The following is a 25,880-nucleotide window of genomic DNA, read 5'->3' as shown; positions in this document are numbered from 1 at the left end:
ACGCCGGTCCTGAGACCTGGCAGGGCGGGGCGGCTTGGCTTCAGCCTGCTGCGCGGTGGAGTTTTTTCACCCGGTACATATCGCCATCGGCATAGCTGAGCAGGGTGTCGGCATCTTCCCCATCAGCCGGGTAGCGCGCCACGCCGATACTGCATGATGGCATCTTCACCGGGCCAAATTCAGGGCCAAGGGGGGCGGCCATGATGGCGAGAATCTGCTGCACCTTCTCGGCCACGGCGTCTTCTGAATGAAGGTCGGTCAACAGTACGGTGAACTCATCGCCACCCATTCGCGCCACCGTGTCGGTCTCACGCACGCAGCTTTCCAGGCGCCGCGCAATGGTGCACAGCACGCGGTCGCCCGCGGCGTGCCCGTGTACATCGTTGATGCCCTTGAAGTCATTGATATCCAGGAACAGCAAGGCCAGGGTGCTGTTCTGTCGGCGTGCATTGCGCAAGGCCGAGTCCAGCCGATCATTGAACAGCGAGCGGTTGGTCAGGGCGGTCAGCGGGTCGTGATGGGCGAGGAAGCGCAGTTCCTCCTCGGCCTGGGTGAGGGCCGTTATATCCCGTGCCACGCCGATCCGCGCGCCGACGTCCTCGGACCAGAATGCCGCCCATAGAATATGAACGACACTGCCATCCTTACGGATATAGCGGTTGCGGAAGTCGACATGGGGCTGGCCGTTCATCACCCGGATAATCGAGGCTCGGGTGGCCGCCAGGTCCTCAGGGTGCATATAGTCGGTGATCACAGTCCCGGTCAGCTCGTCGGCACGGTAGCCGAGCAGCGCCTCGCAGGCGTCACTGACAAATGCAATCTGGCTGTCCCTGTCGACCACGAAAACCGTATCCAGCATCAGATGGATCAGTTTGGGATAGAGCGCTTGCAGGTCCACGGGCATAGGTCAGTGCAATCCGGTTCAAATACCGGCCTGATCATATCCTGAACCCGCAAGCTGACAATGAGGAATCTTGACGATCGGCCTACCGCCGATCTACCCAAACCGTCTGCGCATTGCAGAATTCCCGCACGCCAAAATGTGACAGTTCGCGGCCAAACCCACTCTTTTTCACCCCGCCAAACGCCACTCGAGGATCGGACACGCTGTACGCGTTGATAAAGATGCCGCCGGTTTCCAGCTGGTTGGCGATTTTCTGCGCTTTGGCCGGATCCTTGCTGAAGATGCTCGCGGTCAGGCCGAACTCGCTGTCGTTGGCCAGGGCGACCGCGTGGTCGGCGTCGCGGGCAGTGATGATCGAGGCGACGGGGCCAAACAGTTCCTGTTTGAACGAGGTCATTTGGTCGGTGACATTGGCCAGTACGGTGGGGGCGTAGTAGTTACCCGTTCCTTCGACGGGATGGCCGCCGAGCAACAGGGTGGCGCCTTCTTCCAGGGTGGCCTGGACCTGGTCGTGCAGTTCGTCACGCAGGTCGAAACGGGCCATGGGGCCGATGTAGGTGTCGCTCGATGTCGGGTCGCCCATCACCAGTTGGCGGCTGGCTTCGAGGAACTTGGCGGTGAAGGCTTCGACCACGCCTTGCTCGATGATCAGGCGCTTGGCGGCGGCGCAGACCTGTCCGGAGTTCTGGAAGCGGCCGATCACCGCGGCTTGCACGGCGGCGTCGAGGTCGGCGTCGTCGAGCACGATGAACGGGTCGGAGCCGCCCAGTTCCAACACGCACTTTTTCAACGCGGCGCCGGCCTGGGAGCCAATGGCGATACCGGCGCGCACGCTGCCGGTAAGGGTTACGGCGGCGATGCGTGGGTCGGCGATGGCCTTGGATACGCCGTCCGGGGTGACGTTGATCACTTCGAACAACCCCTCGGCAAAACCGGCTTTATGGAAGGCTTGTTTCATCAGGTAGGCGCTGCCCATCACGTTGGGCGCATGCTTGAGCACGTAGGTATTGCCGCTGAGCATGGTCGGCACCGCGCCGCGCAGTACCTGCCAGACCGGGAAGTTCCACGGCATCACGGCGAGGATCGGGCCCAGTGGGCGGTACTCAATCTGGGCGCTGCCGTTGTCCACCAGTGTCGGCTCCGGCGCAAGCATGGCGGGGCCATGGGCGGCGTACCACTCGGCCAGCAAGGAGCATTTCTCGATTTCGCCACGGGCCTGGGCGATGGGCTTGCCCATTTCCAGGGTGATCATTTGCGCCATCTGCTCGGCTTGCTCGCGCAGGGCGCCGGCCAGGGCCAGCAGCAATTGGGCGCGTTGCGCCACGGGCGTGTTGCGACCATTGGCAAAGGCGGTGCTGGCGCGGGTGAGGGCGGCGTCCAGTTGCGCGGCGGACTCGTACGGGTAACTGCCCACGGTTTGGCCATTGGCGGGGTTGATCGACAAGGCATGGGTCTGGTGAGAAATAGCGTTCATGGCACCGTCCTGCGCAACATTGGGGAAGGTGCCCAGCGTACGGGGCTGTATCTTTTCCGGGAACTGAATAATATTAAGCAATACGTTCACGATTGGAGAATGAATTGGATCTGGTGCAACTGGAGATTTTCAAGGCTGTAGCCGAGCAAGGCAGCATCAGTGCCGCCGCGCAGTTGATTCACCGTGTGCCGTCGAACCTGACCACGCGCATCAAGCAACTGGAGCAGGACTTGGGAGTCGAGCTGTTTATCCGTGAGAAAAGTCGACTGCGCCTGTCGCCTGCCGGCTGGAATTTTTTGGGCTACGCGCGGCGCATTCTCGATCTGGTGCAAGAGGCCCGCGCCACTGTGGCGGGGGAGGAACCCCAGGGGCCATTTGCCCTGGGTTCGCTGGAGAGCACCGCCGCCGTGCGTATCCCGGCGTTGCTCGCCGCCTATAACCAGAAACACGCCAAGGTCGAACTGGACCTGAGCACCGGGCCCTCGGGGACGATGATCGAAGGCGTGCTATCGGGCCGACTGGCGGCCGCGTTTGTCGATGGCCCGGTGCTGCATCCGACCTTGGAGGGGGTGGCGGTGTTTGAAGAGGAGATGGTGGTGATTGCGCCGTTGCATCATGGGCCGATCACCCGTGGGCAGGATGTGAACGGGGAGAGCATCTACACCTTCCGTTCCAACTGCTCGTACCGGCACCACTTTGAGCGCTGGTTTTCCCAGGATGGCGCGGTGCCGGGGAAGATTTTCGAGATGGAGTCGTACCACGGCATGCTCGCCTGCGTCAGCGCCGGCGCGGGTTTGGCGCTGATGCCACGCAGCATGCTCGAGAGCATGCCGGGGTTTACCACGGTGAGCGTGTGGCCGTTGGCGGACGAGTTCCGCCTGCTGAACACTTGGTTGATCTGGCGTCGGGGCACGGTGTCGCAGAGCCTGGACAGTTTTGTGCAACTGCTCCAAGAGCGGACCCATTGTGGCGAGCGGGCTAGCCCCGCGCTGGGCTGCGAAGCGGCCCTAAACCCCTAGCACGGTGTTTTTGCCTGAATAAGTAGCGGGGCTGCTGCGCAGCCCTGCGCGGGGCAAGCCCGCTCGCCACGGTGGGTTTTTGTCAGCTAGCGAATCGTCAATTTCGCCATCAGTGGCGTGGCGCCCAACTGCGCCAGACAAAGGCGTGTGGCCGTTGGAGGATGAATACTCGGTGCCTCATGTGGCGAGCGGGCTTGTCCCGCGCTGGGCTGCGAAGCGGCCCTAAACCCCTAGCACTGTGTTTTTGCCTGAATAAGTAGTGGGGCTGCTGCGCAGCCCAGCGCGGCAAGCCCGCTCGCCACGGTGGGTTTTTGTCAGCTAGCGAATCGTCAATTTCGCCATCAGTGGCGTGGCGCCCAACTGCGCCAGACAAAGGCGTGTGGTCGTTGGAGGATGAATACTCTGTGCCTCATGTGGCGAGCGGGCTTGTCCCGCGCTGGGCTGCGAAGCGGCCCTAAACCCCTAGCACTGTGTTTTTGCCTGAATAAGTAGTGGGGCTGCTGCGCAGCCCAACGCGGGGCAAGCCCGCTCGCCACGGTGGGCTTTTATCAGCTAGCGAATCGTCAGTTTCGCCATCAGTGGCGTGGCGCCCAACTGCGCCAGACAAAGGCGTGTGGCCGTTGGAGGATGAATACTCGGTGCCTCATGTGGCGAGCGGGCTTGTCCCGCGCTGGGCTGCGAAGCGGCCCTAAACCCCTAGCGCGGTGTTTTTGCCTGAGTAAGTAGTGGGGCTGCTGCGCAGCCCAACGCGGGGCAAGCCCGCTCGCCACGGTGGGTTTTTGTCAGCTAGCGAATCGTCAATTTCGCCATCAGTGGCGTGGCGCCCAACTGCGCCAGACAAAGGCGTGTGGTCGTTGGAGGATGAATACTCGGTGCCTCATGTGGCGAGCGGGCTTGCCCCGCGTTGGGCTGCGAAGCGGCCCTAAACCCCTAGCACTGTGTTTTTGCCTGAATAAGTAGTGGGGCTGCTGCGCAGCCCAACGCGGGGCAAGCCCGCTCGCCACAGGGGGGGGTGTCAGCCACCGAACTGCAGGGTGCCCATCGCCAATTTGGCCATCAGCGCTGTGGCGCCCAATTGCACGAGCCACAAGGCCAGGCCGCCGAGGAAGACGCCCAGGGCTACTTGCAGGACCAGGCTTTTTTGCCGCTTGGCTTGAGGCGTGCGCGGGGTGAAGTGGTCCAGTTCGTCGCGGTCGGCACGCAGGTCCAGGTCGTCGTTTCTCATAGAAAGTCTCATCGCAAAGGGCAGTCGTGCTTCAGTCTAAGTGGCTTGCCTTGCCAGCGCTGAGCTTTTTGTAGGAGCGAGCTTGCTAGCGAAGGATCCGAGGGCGTCGGCTCCTTCAACGGGCTCGCGTTATCGTTGAGGTTTTTCGTCGGAACGCCGCCCGGAGACAAGCTCGCTCCTACAGGGGCAAGGCACAAAAAAGGGGAAGCCATTGGCTTCCCCTTTGTACCTCGCGATCAGGCTTACAGCACCTGCACAATCGCCTTGGTCACGGCATCGATGTTCGCCTGGTTCAACGCGGCCACGCAGATGCGGCCGGTGTCGAGGGCGTAGATGCCGAATTCGCTGCGCAGGCGGGTGACTTGCTCTACGGTCAGGCCCGAGTAGGAGAACATCCCGCGCTGGCGACCGACGAAGCTGAAGTCGTGGCCCGGAGCAGCCTTGGCCAGTTCGCTGACCATCTGCTCGCGCATGCCACGGATGCGCAGGCGCATTTCGGCCAGTTCGGCTTCCCACTGGGCGCGCAGTTGCGGGTTGTTGAGCACCGCCGCTACGATCGCCGCGCCGTGGGTCGGCGGGTTGGAGTAGTTGGTGCGGATCACGCGCTTGACCTGGGACAGGATGCGCGCGCTTTCTTCTTTTGATTCGCTGACGATAGACAGTGCACCCACGCGCTCGCCGTACAGCGAGAACGATTTGGAGAACGAGCTGGACACAAAGAAGGTCAGGCCGGACTCGGCGAACAAGCGCACCGCCGCGGCGTCTTCGTCGATACCGTCGCCAAAGCCCTGGTAGGCCATGTCGAGGAATGGCACCAGGTTCTTGGCCTTGACCACTTCCAGTACGTCTTTCCAGTCGGCCGGGCTCAGGTCGACGCCGGTCGGGTTGTGGCAGCAGGCGTGCAGCACGACGATGGACTGGGCGGGCAGGGCGTTGAGGTCTTCCAGCAGGCCGGCACGGTTTACGTCGTGGGTGGCGGCGTCGTAGTAGCGGTAGGTTTGCACCGGGAAGCCGGCTTTTTCAAACAGCGCCTGGTGGTTTTCCCAGCTTGGGTCGCTGATGGCGACGACGGCGTTGGGCAGCAGTTGCTTGAGGAAGTCGGCGCCGATTTTCAGTGCGCCGGTGCCGCCAACGGCTTGGGCGGTGATCACACGGCCAGCGCTCAACAGCGGTGATTGCTCGCCGAACAGCAGCTTTTGCACGGCCAGGTCGTAGGCGGCAATGCCATCGATCGGCAAGTAGCCACGGGCGGCGTGTTGCGCCACGCGAATGGCTTCCGCTTCGGCAACGGCACGCAGGAGTGGAATCTTCCCCTCCTCGTTGCAGTAAACGCCTACGCCAAGGTTGACCTTGGTAGTACGGGTATCGGCGTTGAATGCTTCGTTGAGGCCCAGGATAGGATCGCGTGGTGCCATTTCGACAGCGGAGAACAGGCTCATTTTTGCGGCAGCTCTATGGGGGAATGGAGGGACGTGTCGCGCTCCAGCCGAATGCACTAGAGCGGTGCACAAACGGGGAGCTAGTATAGAGGCCAACACCGCTCGCGGCGACAGCCGAAACGGCTTTTCGGCCAAGTTTTTCGGTTTATTTATCGACCGTTAGTCTTATTGCAACATTGATGGCCTCAGGCATGTAGGGCGGTTGCCTTGAAACCCGTCACATTCGCCTCCACTTCTACAGCTATCATGGTTTTTTCCTACTGCCTGCTCTGAAGTTTTGCGGGCTGTGGTCTTTTTCGTCCCCGACGGGTTTACAGTCTGGGGTGACTTCAAGAGGTACGTTATGTCGGATTTCCAACTAGTCACCCGCTTTGAACCTGCTGGCGACCAGCCCGAAGCTATTCGCCTGATGGTCGAAGGCATCGAGGCCGGCCTGGCGCACCAGACGCTGCTCGGGGTGACCGGTTCGGGCAAGACCTTCAGCATCGCCAACGTGATTGCACAGATCAACCGCCCGACCCTGGTGCTGGCGCCGAACAAGACCCTGGCCGCGCAGCTGTACGGTGAGTTCAAGGCGTTCTTCCCGAACAACGCGGTGGAGTACTTCGTTTCCTATTACGACTACTACCAGCCCGAAGCCTATGTGCCGTCTTCCGATACCTTTATCGAGAAGGATGCGTCGATCAACGACCATATCGAGCAGATGCGACTGTCGGCGACCAAGGCCCTGCTGGAGCGCAAGGATGCGATCATCGTCACCACGGTGTCGTGCATCTACGGCCTGGGCAGCCCGGAAACCTATCTGAAGATGGTGCTGCACGTCGATCGCGGCGACAAACTCGACCAGCGCGCCTTGCTGCGGCGCCTGGCGGATTTGCAGTACACCCGCAACGACATGGACTTCGCCCGCGCGACCTTCCGGGTGCGGGGTGATGTGATCGATATTTACCCGGCCGAATCGGACCTCGAAGCGATCCGTATCGAGTTGTTCGATGATGAAGTCGAGAGCCTGTCGGCCTTCGACCCGTTGACCGGCGAAGTGATCCGCAAACTGCCGCGCTTCACCTTCTATCCAAAAAGCCACTACGTGACCCCGCGTGAAACCCTTTTGGATGCCATGGAAGGGATCAAGGCCGAGCTTGCCGAGCGCCTCGAATACCTGCGCGCCAACAATAAACTGGTGGAAGCCCAGCGGTTGGAGCAGCGCACGCGTTTTGACCTGGAGATGATCCTGGAGCTGGGTTACTGCAACGGCATCGAAAACTACTCGCGCTACCTGTCGGGTCGTGAGTCCGGCGCGCCGCCGCCGACCCTCTACGACTACCTGCCGGCAGATGCGTTGCTGGTGATCGACGAATCCCACGTCAGCGTGCCGCAAGTCGGCGCCATGTATAAAGGCGACCGCTCGCGCAAGGAAACCCTGGTGGAGTACGGCTTCCGCCTGCCTTCGGCACTGGATAACCGGCCGATGCGCTTTGACGAATGGGAAAGCATCAGCCCGCAGACCATCTTTGTTTCTGCCACGCCGGGCAACTACGAGGCCGAGCATGCTGGGCGGGTGATCGAGCAACTGGTGCGCCCCACCGGCCTGGTCGACCCGCAAATCGAAATCCGTCCGGCCCTGACCCAGGTCGACGACCTGCTGTCGGAAATCACCAAGCGCGTGGCCCTGGAAGAGCGGGTGCTGGTCACCACGCTGACCAAGCGCATGTCCGAAGACCTTACCGATTACCTGGCCGACCACGGTGTGCGTGTGCGTTACCTGCACTCGGACATCGATACCGTGGAACGTGTAGAGATCATCCGCGACCTGCGTCTGGGTACCTTCGATGTGCTGGTGGGGATCAACCTGCTGCGTGAAGGCCTGGACATGCCCGAGGTGTCGCTGGTGGCGATTCTCGATGCCGACAAGGAAGGTTTCCTGCGCTCCGAGCGCTCGCTGATCCAGACCATCGGCCGTGCCGCGCGTAACCTCAATGGCCGCGCCATCCTGTATGCCGACCGCATCACCGGCTCCATGGAGCGCGCCATTGGTGAGACCGAGCGCCGTCGCGAAAAGCAGATTGCCTTCAACCTGGCCAATGGCATCACCCCTAAAGGTGTGTTCAAGGACGTCGCCGACATCATGGAAGGCGCCACCGTGCCCGGTTCGCGCAGCAAGAAGCGCAAAGGCATGGCCAAGGCCGCCGAAGAAAGCGCCAAGTACGAAAACGAACTGCGTTCGCCGAGTGAAATCACCAAGCGGATCCGCCAGTTGGAAGAGAAAATGTACCAGCTGGCGCGGGACCTGGAGTTTGAAGCGGCAGCGCAGATGCGTGACGAGATTGGCAAGTTGCGTGAGCGGTTGCTGGCGGTCTGATTTGCGCTGACTGTTGGGCCTCATCGCAGCATAGGTATCTACACAACTTTCAGAAACTGACGAACTCCCCCGTGGCGAGCGGGCTTGCCCCGCGCTGGGCTGCGAAGCAGCCCTAAAACCAGCCACTACGGAGTATCTGATACACCGCATACGGCTTGTTGGGGCTGCTTCGCAGCCCAGCGCGGGGCAAGCCCGCTCGCCACAACTGCGCTATCTGCCTGGATTTAGGCGTTGCGGCAAAGTTGTGTAGATACTTATGCTCATCGCAGGCAAGCCAGCTCCCACATTGGGATGTGTGAATACATTCAAATGTGGGAGCTGGCTTGCCTGCGATGGCGGCGCCTCGGTCTAATGGGCTTCCCCCGCCTTGAGCCCCGCCGGCAACGCCTTGGTCAAAAAGATCGCCAGCATACTCACCGCCAACGCCAACCCGACAAAGTGAAACGCATCGTTATAGGCCATGATCTGTGCCTGTTGATGGGTAATTTCACTGAGCTTGGCCAGCGCCGCCGTTTCAGTGCCAAACGTCTGCGTCAGCGTCGCCATGCGCTCGGCCACTTGCGGGTTAGTCGGGACAATCGCCTCGCGCAAGTAATCAAAGTAGGTCTTGGTCCGTGCATCCAGTAGCGTTGCCAGCAGCGCAATGCCGATGGCCCCGCCCAGGTTGCGCAGGATGTTGAACAGGCTCGACGCCGAGCCCGCGTCCTGAGGCAGGATGTACGCCGTGGCGATCAACGAAATGGTGACCATGATCAGCGGCTGGCCAAGGGCACGGATGATCTGGATCTGGTTGAACTGGCTGCCGGCAAAGTCTGGATTGAGCACGCCCGAGGAAAAACTCGCGAAACCAAACAGGCCGAATCCCACCGCGCAAAGCCATTTCGGTGACACGTATTTCATCAGTTTCGGCACCAGCGGGATCAGGAACAGCTGCGGCACGCCCATCCACATGATCACTTCGCCGATTTGCAGGGCGTTGTAGTTCTGGATCTGCGCCAGGTACAACGGCAGCAGGTAGATCGAGCCGTACAGCCCCACGCCCATGCCCAGGCTGGAAATACTCGACAGGCCGAAGTTGCGGTTGGCCAGGATACCCAGGTTGATCAGCGGGTTGGGCTTGGACAGTTGCACGATGACGAAAGTGATCAAGCTCAACAGCGCGATGCTGCCCAGGCTGACGATCAGGCTCGACTCCAGCCAGTCCTTGCGATGCCCCTCTTCAAGAAACACCTGCAAACAACCGAGACCCACGGCCAGGGTCAGGATGCCCATGTAGTCGGTGCTTTTGAGTAGCTCCCAGTGCGCGGCCTTTTTCTCCAGGCCGTAGAGCAGGCCGGCGATCATCAACAGGCCTGGCGGTACGTTGATATAGAAGATGTATTCCCAGCCCCAGTTTTCCGTGAGCCAGCCGCCGATGGTCGGGCCGATGGACGGCGCAAAGGTGGCGGTCATAGCGAACATCGCCATGCCCTTGGCGCGATGGTGTTCGGGCAGTTTGATCAGGGTCAGGGTGAAGGCCAGGGGGATCAGCGCGCCGCCGGTAAAGCCTTGCAGGGCACGGAATACAATCATGCTTTCCAGGCTCCAGGCCATGGAGCACATCAGCGAGGCGATCAGGAAACCCACCGAGACCCACACCGCCAGGCGCCGTGCCGACAGCAACTGCACCAGCCAGGCGGTGAGGGGGATCATGATGATTTCGGCGACAAGGTAGGAGGTGGAAATCCACGAGCCTTCTTCCAGGGTGGCCGACAGCGCGCCCTGGATATCCTTGAGCGAGGAGTTGGTGATCTGGATGTCGAGTACCGCCATAAAGGCGCCGAGCATCACGCTCATCACCGCGATCCAGTCGCGCCGGGTCGGTTCGCCGACCGGGCGCAGCAGTTGATCACCGGCCATGGTCAGGGTCTTGGATCTGCACTTTGACGGTTACCGACATGCCGGGGCGGATCTTGCCCTGCAACGGGTTGTCGGCGGCAAACGTAAGTTTTACCGGGATCCGTTGTACGACTTTGGTGAAGTTGCCGGTGGCATTGTCTGGCGGCAATAGGCTGAACTGCGCGCCGGAAGCCGCGAACAAACTGTCGACGCGGGCTTCGATAGGGGTGTCGCCATAGGCATCGAAGATCAGTTCGGCTTTTTGCCCTGGGGCCATATGGCCGATCTGGGTTTCCTTGAAGTTGGCCTGGATCCAGATGTCTTGGTCTGGAACGATGGACAGCAGATACGCGCCGGTCTGCACATATTGGCCGTTGCGCGCGGCGCGCTGGCCGACCAGGCCACTGATGGGGGCGTGGATTTCGCTGCGGGTCAGGTTCAGCTCGGCTTGGGCCAGGTCGGCGCGGGCATTGGCGATCTGCGCGTCGAGGCGCTTGAGATCGGCGTTCAGGGCGCTGACCTGTTGGCGCTGGCCTTGTAGGTCGGCCTGGGCCTTGGCGACCTGGGAGCGGGCGATGTGGTTGTCGGCAGACAGGGTAGTGACGCGTTCTTCCGAGACATAGCCGGGTTTGCGCAGGGTTTGCGCGCGGGACAAGTCGATCTGCGCGCGGCCCAGGGTCGCCTGGCTGGACGATACCTGGGCATCGGCGGCGGCGATCAGGCTGGCCTGCTGGGTCAGTTTGCTCGTGGCCTGCAGGCGTTCGGCCTCGCGGGTGGCGAGGGTCGCGTTGGCGCGGTCGATGGCCAGCAGGAAGTCGTCCTGTTCCAGAATGACCAGCAACTGGCCTTTTTCCACGTGCTCGTTATCGCCCACCTTGACCTCGGCGATGCGCGCGCCGAGCTGGCTGGAGACCCGGGTGATTTCGCCCTGCACGTAGGCGTTGTCGGTGTTTTCATAAAAGCGCCCCTTGAAGAACCAATGGGCAAAGAAGCCCGCGGCGATCAGGGCGACGATAAACAGGAAGATAAACAGGCGGCGTTTGAGTTGGGCAGGCATGGCGGCGCAGTGTCAGTTACAAAAGGTAATGGAATATAGCCAGCTAACGATCTGGCAAATAGCTATGTCGTAGTTGCAGACCCAACCTTGGCTTATATGCCCTTTGTTGATCGGCCCACGCTGGAGCAGGGGGGCTTGGGGCTGTTACCATTCGCCCCTTGTTTTATTTTCAGCTTTATTGCCCATTCGAGACCCGCCATGACCACCGTCCGCACGCGCATCGCGCCATCGCCTACTGGGGATCCCCACGTCGGCACTGCCTACATCGCCTTGTTCAACTACTGCTTTGCCAAGCAGCATGGCGGTGAATTCATCCTGCGGATCGAAGACACGGACCAAGTGCGTTCGACCCGTGAGTCGGAACAGCAGATTTTCGATGCCCTGCGCTGGTTGGGCATTACCTGGGCAGAAGGCCCGGATGTGGGCGGCCCACACGGCCCTTATCGCCAGAGCGAACGCAGCGACATCTACAAGAAGTACACCCAGCAACTGGTCGACATGGGCCACGCCTTCCCGTGCTTCTGCACCGCTGAAGAGCTGGACCAGATGCGCGCCGAGCAACAGGCCCGTGGCGAAACCCCGCGCTACGACGGCCGCGCGCTGCTGCTGTCGAAGGAAGAAGTGGCCGCGCGCCTGGCCGCTGGCGAGCCTCATGTGATCCGCATGAAGGTGCCGAGCGAAGGCGTTTGCGTGGTACCGGACATGCTGCGTGGCGACGTGGAGATCCCGTGGGATCGCATGGACATGCAAGTGCTGATGAAGACCGACGGCCTGCCGACGTACTTCCTGGCCAACGTGGTCGATGACCACCTGATGGGCATCACCCACGTGCTGCGTGGCGAAGAGTGGCTGCCGTCGGCACCGAAACTGATCCTGCTCTACGAATACTTCGGCTGGGAACAACCGCAGTTGTGCTACATGCCGCTGCTGCGTAACCCGGACAAGAGCAAGCTGTCCAAGCGCAAGAACCCGACTTCGGTGACGTTCTACGAGCGCATGGGCTTTATGCCTGAAGCGATGCTCAACTACTTGGGCCGCATGGGCTGGTCGATGCCGGACGAGCGCGAGAAGTTCTCGTTGCAGGAAATGGTCGATAACTTCGACCTGTCCCGCGTGTCGCTGGGCGGGCCGATCTTCGATATCGAGAAGCTGTCGTGGCTCAACGGCCAATGGCTGCGTGACCTGCCGGTGCAAGAGTTCGCCAGCCGTGTGCAGCAGTGGGCGTTGAACCCCGAGTACATGATGAAGATCGCGCCGCTGGTGCAGGGCAGGGTGGAGACGTTCAGCCAGGTCGCCCCTCTGGCCAGCTTCTTCTTTGCCGGTGGCGTGAGCCCGGATGCCAAGCTGTTCGAGTCCAAGAAACTCTCGGGGGACCAGGTCCGCCAGTTGATGCAGTTGATCCTGTGGAAGCTCGAAAGCCTGCGCCAGTGGGAGAAGGATGCGATCACCGCGACTATCCAGGCCGTGGTCGAATCCCTGGAATTGAAGCTGCGCGATGCGATGCCACTGATGTTTGCCGCGATTACCGGGCAAGCCAGTTCGGTGTCGGTGCTTGATGCGATGGAAATCCTTGGTCCGGACCTGACCCGTTTCCGTCTGCGCCAAGCCCTTGATTTGCTTGGTGGTGTGTCGAAGAAAGAAAACAAGGAATGGGAAAAGCTGCTGGGCGCGATCGCCTAGTCAGGTGTTGGTGAGGTCAAAACCCCGGCTTTGCGGGGTTTTGATGGTAAGTGATTGTTATCCCGGCAAAAAACTTTGGAAATTGTTGAAAATAAATTTGACAGCCTTTCAAAGCGCCATTAAGATTCGCCCCGTCCTCACCGATGAGGGGCTATAGCTCAGCTGGGAGAGCGCTTGCATGGCATGCAAGAGGTCAACGGTTCGATCCCGTTTAGCTCCACCAATTTACAGGTTCAAGGTCTGGCCACACCGTCCTTGAATCGATCAGAACTCAGCTCTGATCAGTTGTACAGAAGGTTTTGTCCCCTTCGTCTAGTGGCCTAGGACACCGCCCTTTCACGGCGGTAACAGGGGTTCGAGTCCCCTAGGGGACGCCAGTTTCAACAAGCAGCTCGCAAGGTCTGCTGCGTCGCGAGACGAAAAATCCGGGGCTATAGCTCAGCTGGGAGAGCGCTTGCATGGCATGCAAGAGGTCAACGGTTCGATCCCGTTTAGCTCCACCAATTTACAGGTTCAAGGTCTGGCCACACCGTCCTTGAATCGATCAGTTCTCAGCGCTGATCAGTTGTATAGAAGGTTTGTGTCCCCTTCGTCTAGTGGCCTAGGACACCGCCCTTTCACGGCGGTAACAGGGGTTCGAGTCCCCTAGGGGACGCCACGATTACCCGCTCTGCGGGATTTTTAAGGGTCATTCAATTATTGAATGGCCCTTTTGTTTGTCTGGCGTTTGGGTTTTCTCCCTCCCTCTTCAAAAAACCTCTTCTGACCAGCGGTCGAATTCACCGCTTGCTAAAAAGTATTATGCAGATAATATTTTAACCGTAATATTCGGAGGCCGTCATGAGCGATAAAAAAGCGCAAACCCGTGAACGTATTCTGCAAGCCGCCAGTTCCGCGCTGATCCAGCGTGGCCCGGCCGAACCGAGTGTGGGTGAAGTCATGGGCGCCGCGGGGCTGACCGTGGGTGGCTTCTACGCCCACTTTGAAAGCAAGGACGCTCTGATGCTGGAGGCGTTCGAGCAACTTTTGGCGCGGCGTCGGGCATCTATCGACGATATGGACCCCAGCCTGACAGGCGAAGAGCGCCGAGCCCTGGTAGCCGCGTTCTACCTTTCGCGCAAACACCGCGATTCTACCGCCCAGGCCTGCCCGATCCCGGCCACGGTCGGCGAGATGAGCCGGCTGCCGGATGAGTTTCGCGATGTATTGAACCAGCATGTCGAGTTGATGGCCGCACAACTGGCCGCCAGCCCGGAAGACACCGACAAGGCCCTGGCCGACATGGCCTTGATGATTGGTGGCCTGGCATTGGCCAGGGCTTTGGGGCCGGGCGAATTATCGGATCGTGTATTGCGCGCCTCCAAGTCGGCTGTGCGCTGAACAAGGCTTGTGAGCCTGGGGAGTGAATGGATGAGCACCTTGAGCTGGATTCGTCGAGTCAACGGCACCGTGGGCAGGCTGGCGCCGCAAACCATCGCCAACCAGATGCGGCGTGCCTTCATGACGCCACGAGACTTGCCGCCGCGTGATTGGGAGTTGCCGTTGCTGGCCCAGGCCGAGCGCGTCACCTTGCGCTTTGGCCTGTCGGCCCTGCGCTGGGGCCAGGGCCCAGCGGTGCTGATGATGCATGGCTGGGAAGGGCGCCCGACCCAATTCGCCAGCCTGATCGACGCACTGGTGGGCGCGGGTTACTCGGTGATTGCCCTCGATGGCCCGGCCCATGGTCGTTCGCCGGGCCGCGAAGCCCATGTGGTGCTGTTTGCCCGAGCGATGCTGGAGGCCGCCGCTGAATTGCCGCCCTTGCACGCGGTGGTTGGCCATTCCATGGGTGGCGCCAGTGCGATGCTGGCCATCCAGTTGGGCCTGCGCACCAATGCGCTGGTGAGCATTGCTGCCCCTTCACGCTTGCTCGATGTATTGCGCGGCTTTGCTGGCGTAGTCGGCATGCCGGCGCGGGCGCGTGCGGCGTTTATCCAGGAGGTCGAGTACTCCCTGGGCATTCCGCTCAAGCACCTGGATGTGGCCCACTATCAAATGAATATCCCCGGGCTGATCGTGCATGCCGAAGACGATACCTTCGTCCCGGTCAAAGCTTCGCAGATGATCCACGAGGCCTGGTTCGACAGCCGCCTTTTACGCCTGGAGCAGGGCGGCCATCAAAAAGTCCTGGCCGACCCAAGGGTGGTCGAAGGTGTGCTGGCGCTGCTCGCCGGCTGCCGTGAGCCGGCCCGGCAAACCGCTTGAGCCAGGCGATAGGTTACACTGCTCCCCGCCGACATTAATCGACCGGGAGCAGGGCATGGGCTGGGACTTGGCAAAGCCGTTTATCATTGATCTGCAGGTGGCCCCTGAGGACATCGACGGCCTGGGGCATGCCAACAATGCCGTCTACGTGTCTTGGCTGGAGCGTTGCGCCTGGCGCCATTCCCAGCGCCTGGGCCTGGACCTCACCGAGTACCGGCGCCTGGACCGGGCCATGGCGGTGGTGCGCCACGAAATCGATTACCTGGCGGCCGGCTACGAAGGCGATGAGCTGCAGCTGGCAACCTGGATCGTCGATTGGGACCAGCGCCTGAAAATGACCCGGCGTTTCCAACTGATGCGCCCCTGCGATGGCACCACCTTGTTGCGTGCGCAAACCACCTTTGTCTGCATCGAGCTCTCCAGCGGCAAGCCCAAGCGCATGCCGGCGGAGTTTATCGAGGGCTATGGCGTCGCGCTTACGGCATTGTCCCTGTAGGAGCGAGCTTGCTCGCGAAGAACGTCAACGATAACGCGCCGATCAGTTTTACCGTGTCGTCTGGGCGCGTTTCGCGAGCAAGCTCGCTCCTACAGGGGGCGGTAGGGTTAACGGTTGCTGTGGGAAACCCAGTAAACTGCGCCACGTTTTTCGTTGAGTGTTTTCCATGCAAATTGCTTTGGCGCCCATGGAGGGGTTGGTCGACAACATCCTGCGGGACGTGTTGACCCAGGTGGGTGGTATCGATTGGTGCGTGACCGAATTTATTCGGGTCAACGACCGCCTGCTGACCCCGGCCTATTTCCACAAGCTTGCCCCTGAACTGCTGCACGGTGCCAAGACCGCTGCGGGCGTGCCGTTGCGCGTGCAGTTGCTCGGTTCCGACCCGGTGTGCCTGGCGGAAAACGCCGCACTGGCCTGTGAGTTGGGCTCTGAGGTTATCGACCTGAACTTCGGCTGCCCGGCCAAGACTGTCAACAAGTCCCGGGGTGGCGCGGTGCTGCTCAAGGAGCCGGAGCTGCTCAACCAGATCGTCGAACACGTGCGCCGTGCCGTGCCTGCGCATATCCCAGTGACCGCCAAGATGCGCCTGGGCTTTGACAGCCCGGACGGCGCGCTGGTGTGCGCCACGGCCCTGGCTGAAGGCGGCGCCGCGCATATTGTGGTGCACGCGCGGACCAAGGCCGATGGCTACAAGCCGCCTGCACACTGGGAGTGGATCCCGCGGGTGCAGGACGTGGTCAAGGTGCCGGTATTTGCCAATGGTGATATCTGGTGTGTCGAGGATTGGCGGCGCTGCCGTGAGATCAGCGGGGTCGAAGACATCATGCTCGGTCGCGGCCTGGTAGCGCGTCCCGACCTGGCCCGGCAAATCGCCGCCGCGCGCGCCGGTCAGGACGTGGTGGAAATGACCTGGGAGGACATGCAGCCCATGCTCCAGGAATTCTGGAGGCAGTCCGTGGCGCAATTGACCGAACGCCAGGCGCCGGGCCGACTGAAGCAGTGGCTGGCCATGCTGACGCGAAATTACCCGCAAGCCGTGGAGCTGTTTACCGCGTTGCGCAGGGAAACCGATCTTCAGCAGGTTAGCCGTCTACTCGGAATGCCCCATCCGCAAGGGGCCTGAAATTTTTCCTGCAGCCTCTCTTGAAATGTAATTGGCGGTCCTTATCTAGGGATTACACGATGCCGAATTCGGGTCGTGGAGATAAAGAACCTTGCTGATATTTCAGGAGATTTGACCATGAGTACTGCATTTTCCCTGGCGCCGCTGTTCCGCTCTTCCGTCGGTTTTGATCGTTTCAACGATCTGTTCGAGACCGCACTGCGCAATGAGCCGGGCAGCAGCTACCCACCCTACAACGTCGAGAAGCATGGTGAAGACGAGTACCGCATTGTCATCGCGGCTGCCGGCTTCCAGGAAGACGATCTGGAGCTGCAGGTGGAGAAAGGCGTATTGACCGTCAGTGGCGGCAGGCGCGACACCAAGGCTGAGAGCGTTACCTATCTGCACCAAGGTATTGCCCAGCGCGCCTTCAAACTGTCGTTCCGCTTGGCGGACCACATTGAAATCAAGGCGGCGGACCTGAGCAACGGCTTGTTGAGTATCGATCTGTTGCGGGTGGTGCCGGAAGAAGCCAAGGCCAAGCGCATTCCCATCAACGGCGCGCAGAAGCCAGCTTTGCAACATTGAGTCCATGTATTTAAGTTTTTCACCTCCTCTGAAAAGGGCGCCTCTGGCGCCCTTTTTTTGTTTAAGGCTCTGTTGGGCGGGCAAGTAATTCAGATGCCGTCAGTTAAATTCATGTTTGGTTTTATTATATATTTTGAGCATTTTGAGAGTAGGTGTGTGTAACTTTGTTGTAGTTCTAGTCAACTGTGAGTGTTGCAGCGGTTTTTTGTTTTTTGATTTTGCTTGGCGTGGCAGCAGTATTAAACGCGCGGGAAATATCATGGGCGATGCAAAGACAGTTCAAGCAATCGTGACGTTCTTTTTCCATGGCGCAGTTTATTAGCGAGTATGACCTGTTTTTTTCAAAGGACGGCCTTGTAAGGCAGGCCTTTGCAGAAGTCTATAGGTAAAAGTCCGAAATTGTCTTTTGATGTCCTTATGTTTTCCGCGATTTCTGGAACTCGAATGTTTTTTACTCCACGAAACTAGGGACTTCGAATCGGTGGCTGCCGTTTCAAGTCATAAGTAAACACTGTTCGTTATGGGGGCCTGAGCGCCCTGTGCTGTCTTGAGAAGAGGAATGACGCATGTCTTATCTATCTATAAACAATCCTCCAAGCGCGAATGTCGCTAATCGCCAGTTTGATTTGCCGACACCGGTACCCACGCCACCTGGAGGGAGCGATGCGAGCAAGTTGCTGGGTAATAAGTTGAATGTGTTGCCGGAATATAACCGGGCTACAGGCGTCGGACGCGACAACATTGTTGTGAGTGTTGATTCTCTTGCAAAACTGTTCGACATGTTTGAGCTTGTTTTTAAGGCGATGCGAGATCTGTTGTCTGGCAAAAAGCCCTTACCCGAACCTACACCGGGGGATAAAACGGTAACTACAGGCCTGGACGGCAAAGTGCAGGTTGACGCTGGCAAACAACCGGAGAAGAAGGCACAGATCGACAGCAAGCCCCAGATACTCGGCAATGACGCCAAGGTGCAGGTCGAGGCTGAAAAATCACAGGAGAAGAAGACGCAGGCCGATGGCAAGCCCGTGATGCCAGGTGCAGATACGAAAGTGAATTCGGATGTGGGCAGGCACCCCGTGGTGCTACCCAATATCACAATTACACCGAGGGTTCCTGGTACCGACTCCAAGGCATCGTCTGACACGGTTGTGCGGGTAAACGTCGATCTCAATGTGAACAATTGCCACTGCCCGGAGGACTCTCATCCTGCGGTGCCAAAGGTCGACACTCGTGTGCGGCCGCATCCGAGGCCGCTCCCGACGATCGACCCGCAAGCCCGGCCCGACTGGGTTCACAGGCCAACAGTGTCCTTGACCGACCGCCAGGTAAAACCTGATCGGGTGCCTGATTTGGCAGTACCGGAAACCGACGCGCAGGTGCCGCCTGCTGTTCGTCCCCGGCCAACCCCGGTGATGCCGTCGCACGACCCCAAGCCTGAGCCAGACCTGACGTCGCCTGGCCCTGATTGCCGCCCGGGTGAAAGAAGCTGGGCGCGGGGTTTGTCTCGCCGGTTCTAGTGCGCCCGCTACATCAGTAAACACCCACTAAAGTTCTTGATTTCAATCAGTGACCTCTTCGGTAAAGTTTAGGCCGGAGGGGCACTTTGTGGCAGGAAAACTAATGTCTAACTTAACTATTAACAGAGCTACAAACGTGCCATGTGATTGTTTGGGTAGGGTAGAGGGGGACTTTAACTCGTTGCAGCCACAGCGTCTTAGGCAGACCGCGGGTTTCGTTGACCTATCTAACAGTTTCACGGATTTCAGGGGTGACGTTGAAACTAAGGAGGCGGAATTAAAAAGTCTTGTTTCAGCGTTCATGAGTCTGCTGAGTCAGCTATCAGCGTTGTTGTCAGGACGGGATAAGGAGAAACGCGTCCAAACCGATGTGATTCCTGACAAGCCTACACCGGCAGTGCCTACGCCCGATTCACACCCTGTCAGGATTGAGGGGCTTTCGGAAAAGCGCAACGGGGCCAAGGCCGATGATATCTGGAGCGGCTTTCGTCAGGGCCCGGATGGTAACTGCGTAACGGTATCGGCAATCAAGGCGGCGATGCATAAATTCGGACAGAGCCCTACTGATATTTATAAAGAAGTCAGTAAAACCGAGCGCGGTTATCACGTTGTGATGCGAGATGGCTTTCGCTTGACGCTGACTCATGAGGAGTTGAAGCAAGCGGCGCAGGGCGCGCGTTTTGTTGGAAAAGACAAGGGAATGCTCAAGGATGCTCAGTTCCTGTTTGCCGTCAGCGCCAAGCGCGCCCAAATGGAAAACAACGATGGCCGAGCGGCTAGAAGTTTTAGCGCGGCAATCCGCAGCCTGAATGATGGTGAGGATGAGAGAGGGGCGGGAGAGGGTTTCCTGCGGTTGGGCTTGAAGAAGCACATGAAGCGTGTGGCGGTAAGTGTGCTGGCCAGGGGGCAAGTCGGCATGGTCAACCGCACCGGGCATTCGGTTGCGGTGATTGGTGGCAAGGAAGAGTTGTGGGGCCGGAAAGGAAGGACGCCCAGCCAGGGGCACGCAGTCGCGTTAGTCGACTGATGGGGGGATGGTAGGTAAATAGCGGTTTTTACAGTGGGTGTTGATTCAAGAATAAAGGTGGTTGTTTTTATCCTGCGCAGGTTTTTATTCGTCATTGTGTTTTTAAGTTTGAATTCGTCACTTATCGGCTCTGTGTTGTTTGTCGTGTCTTTAATAATGTTTTTAGGTAGGAGACTCCTATGAGTATCGGTATGTTCGGTCGGGTGTTGTTTGATGGTTTGAATGCGGCTCATGAATCTGTCCGGCGTTTATCGACAGTCACATTGTCGGCGGCCGGGGGGAACAAACCCCGCGATATTTTGAATGCGTTTGCCGCCACGCGACGTAACTTTGGTGAGTCTTTTGATAATAGTACCCATGCCGCAGTCATTAAATTGATGATGATGACCTTTGGTCAAAGTCCACATGATATGTTTGAAAAGGTCAAGGCGGTGGGCGACGGTTATGAAATCACGATGAAAGATGAGTTCAGGGTTCATGTGTCTGCCGAGGAACTAAGGATGACCGCGCAGGCATCACGGTTTGCCGGGAACGATGGCATGGCGGTTTCGGACGCCAACGTAGTGCTCGCGGCATTTATCAAGCGCAAGCAACTGACCGGCAATCATGAGCGTTTCGAAGACGTCCTGCTCAAGAGCCTTGAAGGTGAAACTACCCAAAACTTCTTGCGTGGTATGGGCCTGATGGGTTTTGCCCAGTTTGTGCCTGCAACCTATATGGCGGCGCGTGGCGCATTGGGTGTCGTGGAGACCCATAACTTCGGCTCGGCTTTTGTGATGGACAACACCCAACATCTTTATTCGGAGCAGCGCAAGGTAGATAAAAGTTATGGGTTCATGTTGTTCAATGATAAAAAAACGCCTGATGTGTCGCCCGAAATAGTTGATGAAAAGGCCCCACCCCTTTCCAGAGTGCCAGTGGGTATCCGCCCCGCTAATATCTGGAGTGGTTTTTACCAGGGCGTAGAAGGTAACTGTGTCACCGTGTCAGCGATCAAGGCCGCCATGATGAAGTTTGGGCAGAATCCGCAAGGCATCTATAAAAAAATCTCTGCCACCGCTGACGGACACGAAGTGGTCATGCGCGATGGCTACAAACTGACGTTGACCCACGACGAATTGAACAAGGCCAAGGTGCACTCCGGTTTGCAGGGCAGCAATCAATCCCTTTTGGACGATGCCAATTTTTTGTACGCCGTAAGTGCCAAGCGGGCGCAATTGGAGAACAACGACGGCCGGGGAAACCAGAGTTATGAGGTCGCCATGGATACCTTGAACGACGGTGAGTATCCCGGATCGGCGCTGCGCAGGCTGGGGCTGTATGCCTACATCCGGGAAAGCACTGTGCAAGAACTGGCTGACGGGGCCATTGGAACGCTGGCGGACACCCACCATTCAGTGACGGTTGTTGATGGGATGTTCGACATGTATGGAGAAAAGCGCAGCCTGGCGCCCTCCAACTGGAAGGGCTACTTCGTGCGAGCGTTGAAATTGGTCTGATGCCCCGTGCTGGGCCTGGCGGTTCATCTGGCGGATTGTTTTCAGCCTCCGGCAGCGCCCCTCAAAAGTTGCGTGAACGCGTCCACCGGCAGTGGCCGGCTATGCAAATAGCCCTGATACAGATGGCACCCCAAGCCTTGCAGGAACGCCAGTTGCTCGCAGGTTTCCACGCCTTCGGCAATCACTTCCAGGTTGAGGCTGCGCGCCATGGCTACGATCGCGCGGATGATCTCTGCATCGTTGGGGTCGTGGGTGGCATCGCGCACAAATGACTGATCGATTTTCAAGGCATCGACCGGCAGGCGCTTGAGATAGGTCAATGACGAATACCCGGTACCGAAGTCGTCCATGGCAAAGCTGACCCCGAGTTTTTTCAGGCGGCGCATTTTGCCGATGGTGTCGTCCAGGTTCTGGATCACGATGCCTTCGGTGATTTCCAGCTTCAGCAGGCTAAATGGCAGTTGGTGCTGCTTGAGGCTGCGTTCCACCCGTTCGACAAAGTCGTTCTGGCGAAACTGCCGGGGGCTGATGTTCACGCACAGGCTGAAACCTTTGGGCTCAATCAGGCCTTCGGCAATTAGCCTGGCAAAGGTGGCGCACGCTTCATCGAGGATCCAGGTGCCCACCTCGAGGATCAGGCCGCTGTCCTCCAGGACTTTGATGAACTCTGTCGGTGATTGTGCGCCCAGTTGCGGATGCTGCCAGCGCACCAGGGCTTCGGCGCCGACAATGCGATTGCCCCGGGCATCGACCTGGGGTTGGTAATGCACGCTGAACTCGCCCCGCGACAACGCCAGGCGCAGGTCGGTCTCCATGCGCAAGCGCTCGCTGGCGGTGCGTTGCATGCTGTTATGGAACATCTGCGTGGTGTTGCGCCCGGAGTCCTTGGCCCGGTACAGGGCAATATCCGCGCGCTTGAGCAGGTCCGCCGGGGTCGAGCCGTGATCGGGAATCAGCGCAACACCAATACTGGGGGTGACCTGCAAGCGCTGGCCGTCGAGGAACATCGGTTCCGACAGCAGCTCGCGCAGGGTGTCGGACAGCAGCTGCACCTGCTTGCTGACCTCCATTCGCGAACCTTCCAGGCCGCTGAGCAGCACGACAAACTCATCGCCACCCAGGCGCGCCACGGTGTCCTCCATGCGCACGCTGGCTTCCAGGCGCGCGGTGACGATTTTCAGCACGGTATCGCCCACCGGGTGCCCGAGGGAATCGTTGATGTGCTTGAAATGATCCAGGTCCAGAAACAGCAGCGCGCCTCGCAGGTTATGCCGCTTGAGCAGGGCAATCTGCTGGCTCAGGCGGTCCATCAGCAAGGCGCGGTTGGGCAGGTTGGTCAGCGGGTCGTGATAGGCCAGGTGGCGGATCTGCGCCTGCGCGCTTTTCAGCAGGCTCACATCCCGTGCGGTCAGCAGCAGGCATGGCGTTTCATTGAGGGTAATGGGCTCGACCGACACTTCCACTGCCAGCAACTCGCCGCGCTTGTTGTGCCAGAGCATGTCCAGGTGGTGGATGCGGCCCTTGATCTGCAGTTCGGCGAGCAATGCCGTGCGTTGGTTCTCGTCGGCCCAGATGCCGATCTGGTACAGGGTCAGGCCAATGGCTTCCTCGGCGCGGTAGCCGGTCAGGCGGCAGAAGCCGTCGTTGACCTCCACGTAGCGCCCAGTGTCACGCTCGGTAATGGACACCGCGTCGGGGCTTGAGTGAAAGGCCTTGGCGAATTTTTCCTCGCTGGCCTTGAGCGCCGCTTCCGAGCGCTGTTGCTGGGTGATATCGCGCAGGGTGGTGACCACGCAGGGCTGGTTGCCGACCGTGATCAGCCGGCTGGAAATCATGCAGGTCAGACGCTGGCCATTCTTGTGGTGGACGATGATCGCCACGTTGTTCAGCGCTTGCTCGCGGATCACCTGCTCGATGCGCTGCAGGCGTTGGGTCGGCTCATCCCACAAGCCGATCTGCTCGGCGGTATGATTGATGACTTCGGCGGCGGTCCAGCCGAAGGTCTGGCAGAAGCTGGGATTGATTTCGATGAATTCGCCGCTCGACAGGCGGGTGACGCAGATCGGGTCGGGGCTGGCGAGGAACAGGCTGGCGAACTTCTCTTCAGAGGCGCTCAGACGCTGTTCGCGTTCCACCTGGTCGGTGATATCCAGCAGCGTGCCGGCCATGCGCAGGGGCGCGCCCTGGGCGTCCCGGTAAAGGCGGGCGCGGCTTTCCAGGTAGCGCGAACTGCCGTCCTCCAGTTGCACGCGGTAGGTCAGCTGGTAATTGCCTGCCGGGCCTTCACGCAGGGTGCGATAGGCGTCGCGCATGCTGGCGCGCTCCTCATCGGGCATACCTTCAAAAAAAGCATCGAAGGATTCATGGAACGGATGCGGCTCCAGGCCGTGCAACTGCGCCGCCCGGGCTGAGCCGTAGAGCATGCCGCTGGGGATATGCCAGTCCCAGGTGCCCAGTTGGGCCGAATCCAGGGCCAGGTCCAAGCGTTCCTGACTGTCCTTGAGGGCCTGTTCGGCGTTCTTGCGCTCGGTGGTGTCGAGGAACGTGCTGATCAGGTAGGCCTGGCCGTCGAGTTCGACCTTTTGTGCACTGAGGGTGCCGTCATGGATTTGCCCATTGCTGGCGCGAAACTGCACTTCCATGGTGATGGGTTCGCCCTTGCGCTGGGTCGCCTTGACCAGCAAGGCGCGTTGCTCAGGATGCACCCACAGCCCCAGGTCCAGAGTGGTGCGGCCAATGGCATCGGCCACCGGCCAGCCGAACAGGCTTTCAAAATACTGGTTGGCCTCACTGATCAGGCCGTCTTCCTGGCGAGTCAGCAGGACCATGTTCGGGCACAGATGAAACAAGGTGGCGAAGCGTTTTTCCGAGTGGCCCAGGGCATGTTCGCGCTCGCGTTGCTGGGTGGTTTCGCGAATCACCCCGATCATGCGCCGCCGCCCGGACGCGTCCGGCAGCAGGCTGCCGTTGATCTCCAGCCAGTGCAGGCTGCCGTCCGGCCACTGGATGCGGTGGTGCATGGCTTGCTCGAAGGGCGCGCCCGCCAGGACGGCGTGAAAGGCCCGGATCACGCGGCCGCGGTCCTCGGCGGCCAGCAAGTCGAGGTAATCCAGGTCCTTGGGCAATGGCTGGCGGGGGTCAAAACCAAACAGCGCCTGGGTGCCGCGCGACCAGCTGATCCGCCCGCTGTCGATATCCCAGCTCCAGGCGCCGAGCCGTGCGGCATTGAGCGCCGCCAGCAGCTGCGGGGCGTTCTCCCAGCTTTGTTCCGCCTGCTGGGGGTCCAGGGCGTGAATGCGAGGCAGCGGCGGCACGGGATCGACAGGGTTGGGCATTATCAAGGGGCCTTGGCTCGATGGGCATTCGGCGCGGGAGCAGGGTCTACAGGCCGCACGGCCTCATGCCGGCATCCCCGCCGGATCAACCTGTGCATCCAATAGGCTCATGAAAGCCCGCGCAGCGTTCGACAACGTCCTTTCGGTGTGCACGATATAGCCTAGCTGGCGACTGAGCTGTATGCCCGGTAAAGCGATGCTGGCCACTTGATCATCAAGCATAGTGCGCGGCAACACGCTCCAGGCCAGGCCGATCGAAACCATCATCTTGATGGTTTCCAGGTAGTTGGTGCTCATGGCGATGTTCGGCGTCAGGCCCTGGGCCTCGAACAGCCGGTGCACGATATGGTGGGTAAAGGTATTGCCGCCAGGGAAAACCGCCGGATGGCGGGCAATGTCGGCAAGGCTGATAGTGCCGTTATTGGCCAGGCTGTGTTCGGGCGCCACCACGAAATCCAGGGGGTCATCCCATACCGGGGTGGCCCGCACCAGGCTGTGGGGCTCCGGCGCCAGGGTGATGACGGCGACTTCGGCGCGGCCATGGAGGATTTCCTCGTAGGCGACTTCCGAATCCAGGAACTGAATATCCAGGGCCACGTTCGGGTATTCCCGGGTAAACGTGCGCAATACCGGCGGCAGGCGGTGCAGACCGATGTGATGGCTGGTGGCCAGGGTCAGGCGCCCGCTGACTTCGCCGGTCAGGTTGGTCAGGGCGCGACGAGTGTCATCCAGCACATTAAGGATCTGATAGGCGCGGGGCAGCAGGGCGCGCCCGGCTTCTGTCAGGCCAACTTCACGGCCCAGTCGATCAAACAGGCGCACCTTCAGTTGCTGCTCAAGGCCGGCGATACGCTTGCTGATTGCCGGTTGCGTCAGGTGCAGGCGCTCCCCGGCCCCGGAGAAGCTGCCGGTTTCGGCGATAGCAATAAAAGCATTGAGGTTGGCCAGATCCATGGTGGTATTCCAGTTAGTTATCCAAAGCATGAAAAATATGAATTTGAGTTATTTAATGTAACGCCATAGCATCAGCCTCA

Annotated in this window: 19 protein-coding genes and 4 tRNA genes; 15 read left to right on the top strand and 8 right to left on the bottom strand. The window is 59.8% G+C overall.

The features are described 5' to 3' along the window. Positions 1 to 40: 40 nt before the first annotated feature. Positions 41 to 904: a sensor domain-containing diguanylate cyclase gene (locus C5F71_RS03265; protein WP_104910618.1), complete on the bottom strand. Its 864-nt coding sequence runs from the start codon at positions 902 to 904 to the stop codon at positions 41 to 43. An 82-nt stretch (positions 905 to 986) separates the two neighbouring features. Next, positions 987 to 2,378, bottom strand: a complete 1,392-nt coding sequence (locus C5F71_RS03260) for an aldehyde dehydrogenase family protein (RefSeq protein WP_104910617.1) — start codon at positions 2,376 to 2,378, stop codon at positions 987 to 989. A gap of 104 nt (positions 2,379 to 2,482) precedes the next feature. Here C5F71_RS03260 and C5F71_RS03255 point away from each other — a divergent pair, with 104 nt between their 5' ends. Next, positions 2,483 to 3,397 (top strand): LysR family transcriptional regulator, encoded by a 915-nt coding sequence (locus C5F71_RS03255; RefSeq protein WP_092231440.1) that lies wholly within the window; start codon positions 2,483 to 2,485, stop codon positions 3,395 to 3,397. A 1,015-nt stretch (positions 3,398 to 4,412) separates the two neighbouring features. Here the strand turns inward: C5F71_RS03255 and C5F71_RS03250 are convergent. After that, positions 4,413 to 4,622 carry a hypothetical protein gene (locus C5F71_RS03250; RefSeq protein ID WP_029294097.1) on the bottom strand — a complete coding sequence of 70 codons (210 nt, stop codon included), beginning with the start codon at positions 4,620 to 4,622 and terminating at the stop codon, positions 4,413 to 4,415. A 242-nt stretch (positions 4,623 to 4,864) separates the two neighbouring features. Next, positions 4,865 to 6,061, bottom strand: coding sequence for an amino acid aminotransferase (locus C5F71_RS03245; protein WP_029294100.1), 1,197 nt, complete (start codon positions 6,059 to 6,061; stop codon positions 4,865 to 4,867). Positions 6,062 to 6,404: 343 nt separating this feature from the next. On the opposite strand from C5F71_RS03245, the gene uvrB reads away from it, so the two are divergent. Further along, positions 6,405 to 8,420, top strand: a complete 2,016-nt coding sequence (uvrB, locus tag C5F71_RS03240; RefSeq protein WP_029294101.1) for an excinuclease ABC subunit UvrB — start codon at positions 6,405 to 6,407, stop codon at positions 8,418 to 8,420. A 348-nt stretch (positions 8,421 to 8,768) separates the two neighbouring features. Here the strand turns inward: uvrB and C5F71_RS03235 are convergent, their stop codons facing one another. Both C5F71_RS03235 and C5F71_RS03230 read right to left on the bottom strand, forming a co-directional pair. Further along, positions 8,769 to 10,259 carry an MDR family MFS transporter gene (locus C5F71_RS03235; protein WP_177410423.1) on the bottom strand — a complete coding sequence of 497 codons (1,491 nt, stop codon included), beginning with the start codon at positions 10,257 to 10,259 and terminating at the stop codon, positions 8,769 to 8,771. A 49-nt stretch (positions 10,260 to 10,308) separates the two neighbouring features. Then, complete coding sequence (locus tag C5F71_RS03230; RefSeq protein ID WP_104910615.1) at positions 10,309 to 11,355, bottom strand: HlyD family secretion protein; 1,047 nt, start codon at positions 11,353 to 11,355, stop codon at positions 10,309 to 10,311. 198 nt (positions 11,356 to 11,553) lie between these two features. Here C5F71_RS03230 and gltX point away from each other — a divergent pair, with 198 nt between their 5' ends. The 13 genes from gltX (at position 11,554) to C5F71_RS03165 (ending at position 21,511) form a co-directional block, all read left to right on the top strand. Further along, entirely contained in the window at positions 11,554 to 13,035 is a 1,482-nt protein-coding gene (gltX, locus tag C5F71_RS03225; RefSeq protein ID WP_104910614.1) for a glutamate--tRNA ligase, read from the top strand. Between the two features lie 147 nt (positions 13,036 to 13,182). Continuing rightward, positions 13,183 to 13,258 (top strand) — tRNA-Ala (locus C5F71_RS03220). 78 nt (positions 13,259 to 13,336) lie between these two features. Further along, positions 13,337 to 13,412 (top strand) — tRNA-Glu (locus C5F71_RS03215). Positions 13,413 to 13,462: 50 nt separating this feature from the next. Next, positions 13,463 to 13,538 (top strand) — tRNA-Ala (locus tag C5F71_RS03210). Between the two features lie 79 nt (positions 13,539 to 13,617). Continuing rightward, positions 13,618 to 13,693 (top strand) — tRNA-Glu (locus C5F71_RS03205). Between the two features lie 182 nt (positions 13,694 to 13,875). Next, the gene (locus C5F71_RS03200; protein ID WP_092231432.1) at positions 13,876 to 14,415 is read left to right on the top strand and encodes a TetR/AcrR family transcriptional regulator; all 540 of its coding nucleotides are present in this window, start codon (positions 13,876 to 13,878) and stop codon (positions 14,413 to 14,415) included. Positions 14,416 to 14,445: 30 nt separating this feature from the next. Beyond that, on the top strand, positions 14,446 to 15,279 hold the full coding sequence (locus C5F71_RS03195) for an alpha/beta hydrolase (protein WP_029294112.1): 834 nt from the start codon (positions 14,446 to 14,448) through the stop codon (positions 15,277 to 15,279). A gap of 55 nt (positions 15,280 to 15,334) precedes the next feature. After that, the gene (locus C5F71_RS03190) at positions 15,335 to 15,775 is read left to right on the top strand and encodes a thioesterase family protein (RefSeq protein WP_104910613.1); all 441 of its coding nucleotides are present in this window, start codon (positions 15,335 to 15,337) and stop codon (positions 15,773 to 15,775) included. Between the two features lie 166 nt (positions 15,776 to 15,941). Beyond that, positions 15,942 to 16,901: a tRNA-dihydrouridine synthase gene (locus C5F71_RS03185; RefSeq protein WP_092231428.1), complete on the top strand. Its 960-nt coding sequence runs from the start codon at positions 15,942 to 15,944 to the stop codon at positions 16,899 to 16,901. 117 nt (positions 16,902 to 17,018) lie between these two features. Continuing rightward, positions 17,019 to 17,468 carry an Hsp20 family protein gene (locus C5F71_RS03180; protein ID WP_104910612.1) on the top strand — a complete coding sequence of 150 codons (450 nt, stop codon included), beginning with the start codon at positions 17,019 to 17,021 and terminating at the stop codon, positions 17,466 to 17,468. Positions 17,469 to 18,034: 566 nt separating this feature from the next. After that, positions 18,035 to 18,985, top strand: a complete 951-nt coding sequence (locus tag C5F71_RS03175) for a hypothetical protein (protein WP_158682853.1) — start codon at positions 18,035 to 18,037, stop codon at positions 18,983 to 18,985. 301 nt (positions 18,986 to 19,286) lie between these two features. Continuing rightward, entirely contained in the window at positions 19,287 to 20,012 is a 726-nt protein-coding gene (locus tag C5F71_RS03170) for a hypothetical protein (protein ID WP_256588091.1), read from the top strand. A gap of 179 nt (positions 20,013 to 20,191) precedes the next feature. Next, positions 20,192 to 21,511: a hypothetical protein gene (locus C5F71_RS03165; protein ID WP_104910610.1), complete on the top strand. Its 1,320-nt coding sequence runs from the start codon at positions 20,192 to 20,194 to the stop codon at positions 21,509 to 21,511. A 41-nt stretch (positions 21,512 to 21,552) separates the two neighbouring features. On the opposite strand, the gene C5F71_RS03160 is transcribed toward C5F71_RS03165, so the two are convergent. Both C5F71_RS03160 and C5F71_RS03155 read right to left on the bottom strand, forming a co-directional pair. After that, positions 21,553 to 24,846, bottom strand: coding sequence for a bifunctional diguanylate cyclase/phosphodiesterase (locus tag C5F71_RS03160; RefSeq protein ID WP_104910609.1), 3,294 nt, complete (start codon positions 24,844 to 24,846; stop codon positions 21,553 to 21,555). A 63-nt stretch (positions 24,847 to 24,909) separates the two neighbouring features. After that, a complete protein-coding gene (locus tag C5F71_RS03155) occupies positions 24,910 to 25,800 on the bottom strand; it encodes a LysR family transcriptional regulator (protein WP_029294128.1) in 891 nt (296 codons plus the stop codon). Positions 25,801 to 25,880: the final 80 nt, after the last annotated feature.

The sequence above is a fragment of the Pseudomonas sp. LG1D9 genome, assembly GCF_002949995.1.
Taxonomy (GTDB): domain Bacteria; phylum Pseudomonadota; class Gammaproteobacteria; order Pseudomonadales; family Pseudomonadaceae; genus Aquipseudomonas; species Aquipseudomonas proteolytica.
The sequence above is the reverse complement of the archived record's forward strand: the minus strand, read 5'-3'. Positions and strand labels throughout refer to the sequence as shown.

Coding starts and splice junctions, on each gene's coding strand:
- C5F71_RS03250 (WP_029294097.1), bottom strand. CDS start 4,622: ATGAGAAACGACGACCTGGACCTGCGTGCCGACCGCGACGAACTGGAC.
- C5F71_RS03160 (WP_104910609.1), bottom strand. CDS start 24,846: ATGCCCAACCCTGTCGATCCCGTGCCGCCGCTGCCTCGCATTCACGCC.
- C5F71_RS03265 (WP_104910618.1), bottom strand. CDS start 904: ATGCCCGTGGACCTGCAAGCGCTCTATCCCAAACTGATCCATCTGATG.
- uvrB (WP_029294101.1), top strand. CDS start 6,405: ATGTCGGATTTCCAACTAGTCACCCGCTTTGAACCTGCTGGCGACCAG.
- C5F71_RS03260 (WP_104910617.1), bottom strand. CDS start 2,378: ATGAACGCTATTTCTCACCAGACCCATGCCTTGTCGATCAACCCCGCC.
- C5F71_RS03230 (WP_104910615.1), bottom strand. CDS start 11,355: ATGCCTGCCCAACTCAAACGCCGCCTGTTTATCTTCCTGTTTATCGTC.
- C5F71_RS03170 (WP_256588091.1), top strand. CDS start 19,287: ATGAGTCTGCTGAGTCAGCTATCAGCGTTGTTGTCAGGACGGGATAAG.
- C5F71_RS03245 (WP_029294100.1), bottom strand. CDS start 6,061: ATGAGCCTGTTCTCCGCTGTCGAAATGGCACCACGCGATCCTATCCTG.
- C5F71_RS03185 (WP_092231428.1), top strand. CDS start 15,942: ATGCAAATTGCTTTGGCGCCCATGGAGGGGTTGGTCGACAACATCCTG.
- C5F71_RS03180 (WP_104910612.1), top strand. CDS start 17,019: ATGAGTACTGCATTTTCCCTGGCGCCGCTGTTCCGCTCTTCCGTCGGT.
- gltX (WP_104910614.1), top strand. CDS start 11,554: ATGACCACCGTCCGCACGCGCATCGCGCCATCGCCTACTGGGGATCCC.
- C5F71_RS03175 (WP_158682853.1), top strand. CDS start 18,035: ATGTCTTATCTATCTATAAACAATCCTCCAAGCGCGAATGTCGCTAAT.
- C5F71_RS03165 (WP_104910610.1), top strand. CDS start 20,192: ATGAGTATCGGTATGTTCGGTCGGGTGTTGTTTGATGGTTTGAATGCG.
- C5F71_RS03200 (WP_092231432.1), top strand. CDS start 13,876: ATGAGCGATAAAAAAGCGCAAACCCGTGAACGTATTCTGCAAGCCGCC.
- C5F71_RS03155 (WP_029294128.1), bottom strand. CDS start 25,800: ATGGATCTGGCCAACCTCAATGCTTTTATTGCTATCGCCGAAACCGGC.
- C5F71_RS03190 (WP_104910613.1), top strand. CDS start 15,335: ATGGGCTGGGACTTGGCAAAGCCGTTTATCATTGATCTGCAGGTGGCC.
- C5F71_RS03195 (WP_029294112.1), top strand. CDS start 14,446: ATGAGCACCTTGAGCTGGATTCGTCGAGTCAACGGCACCGTGGGCAGG.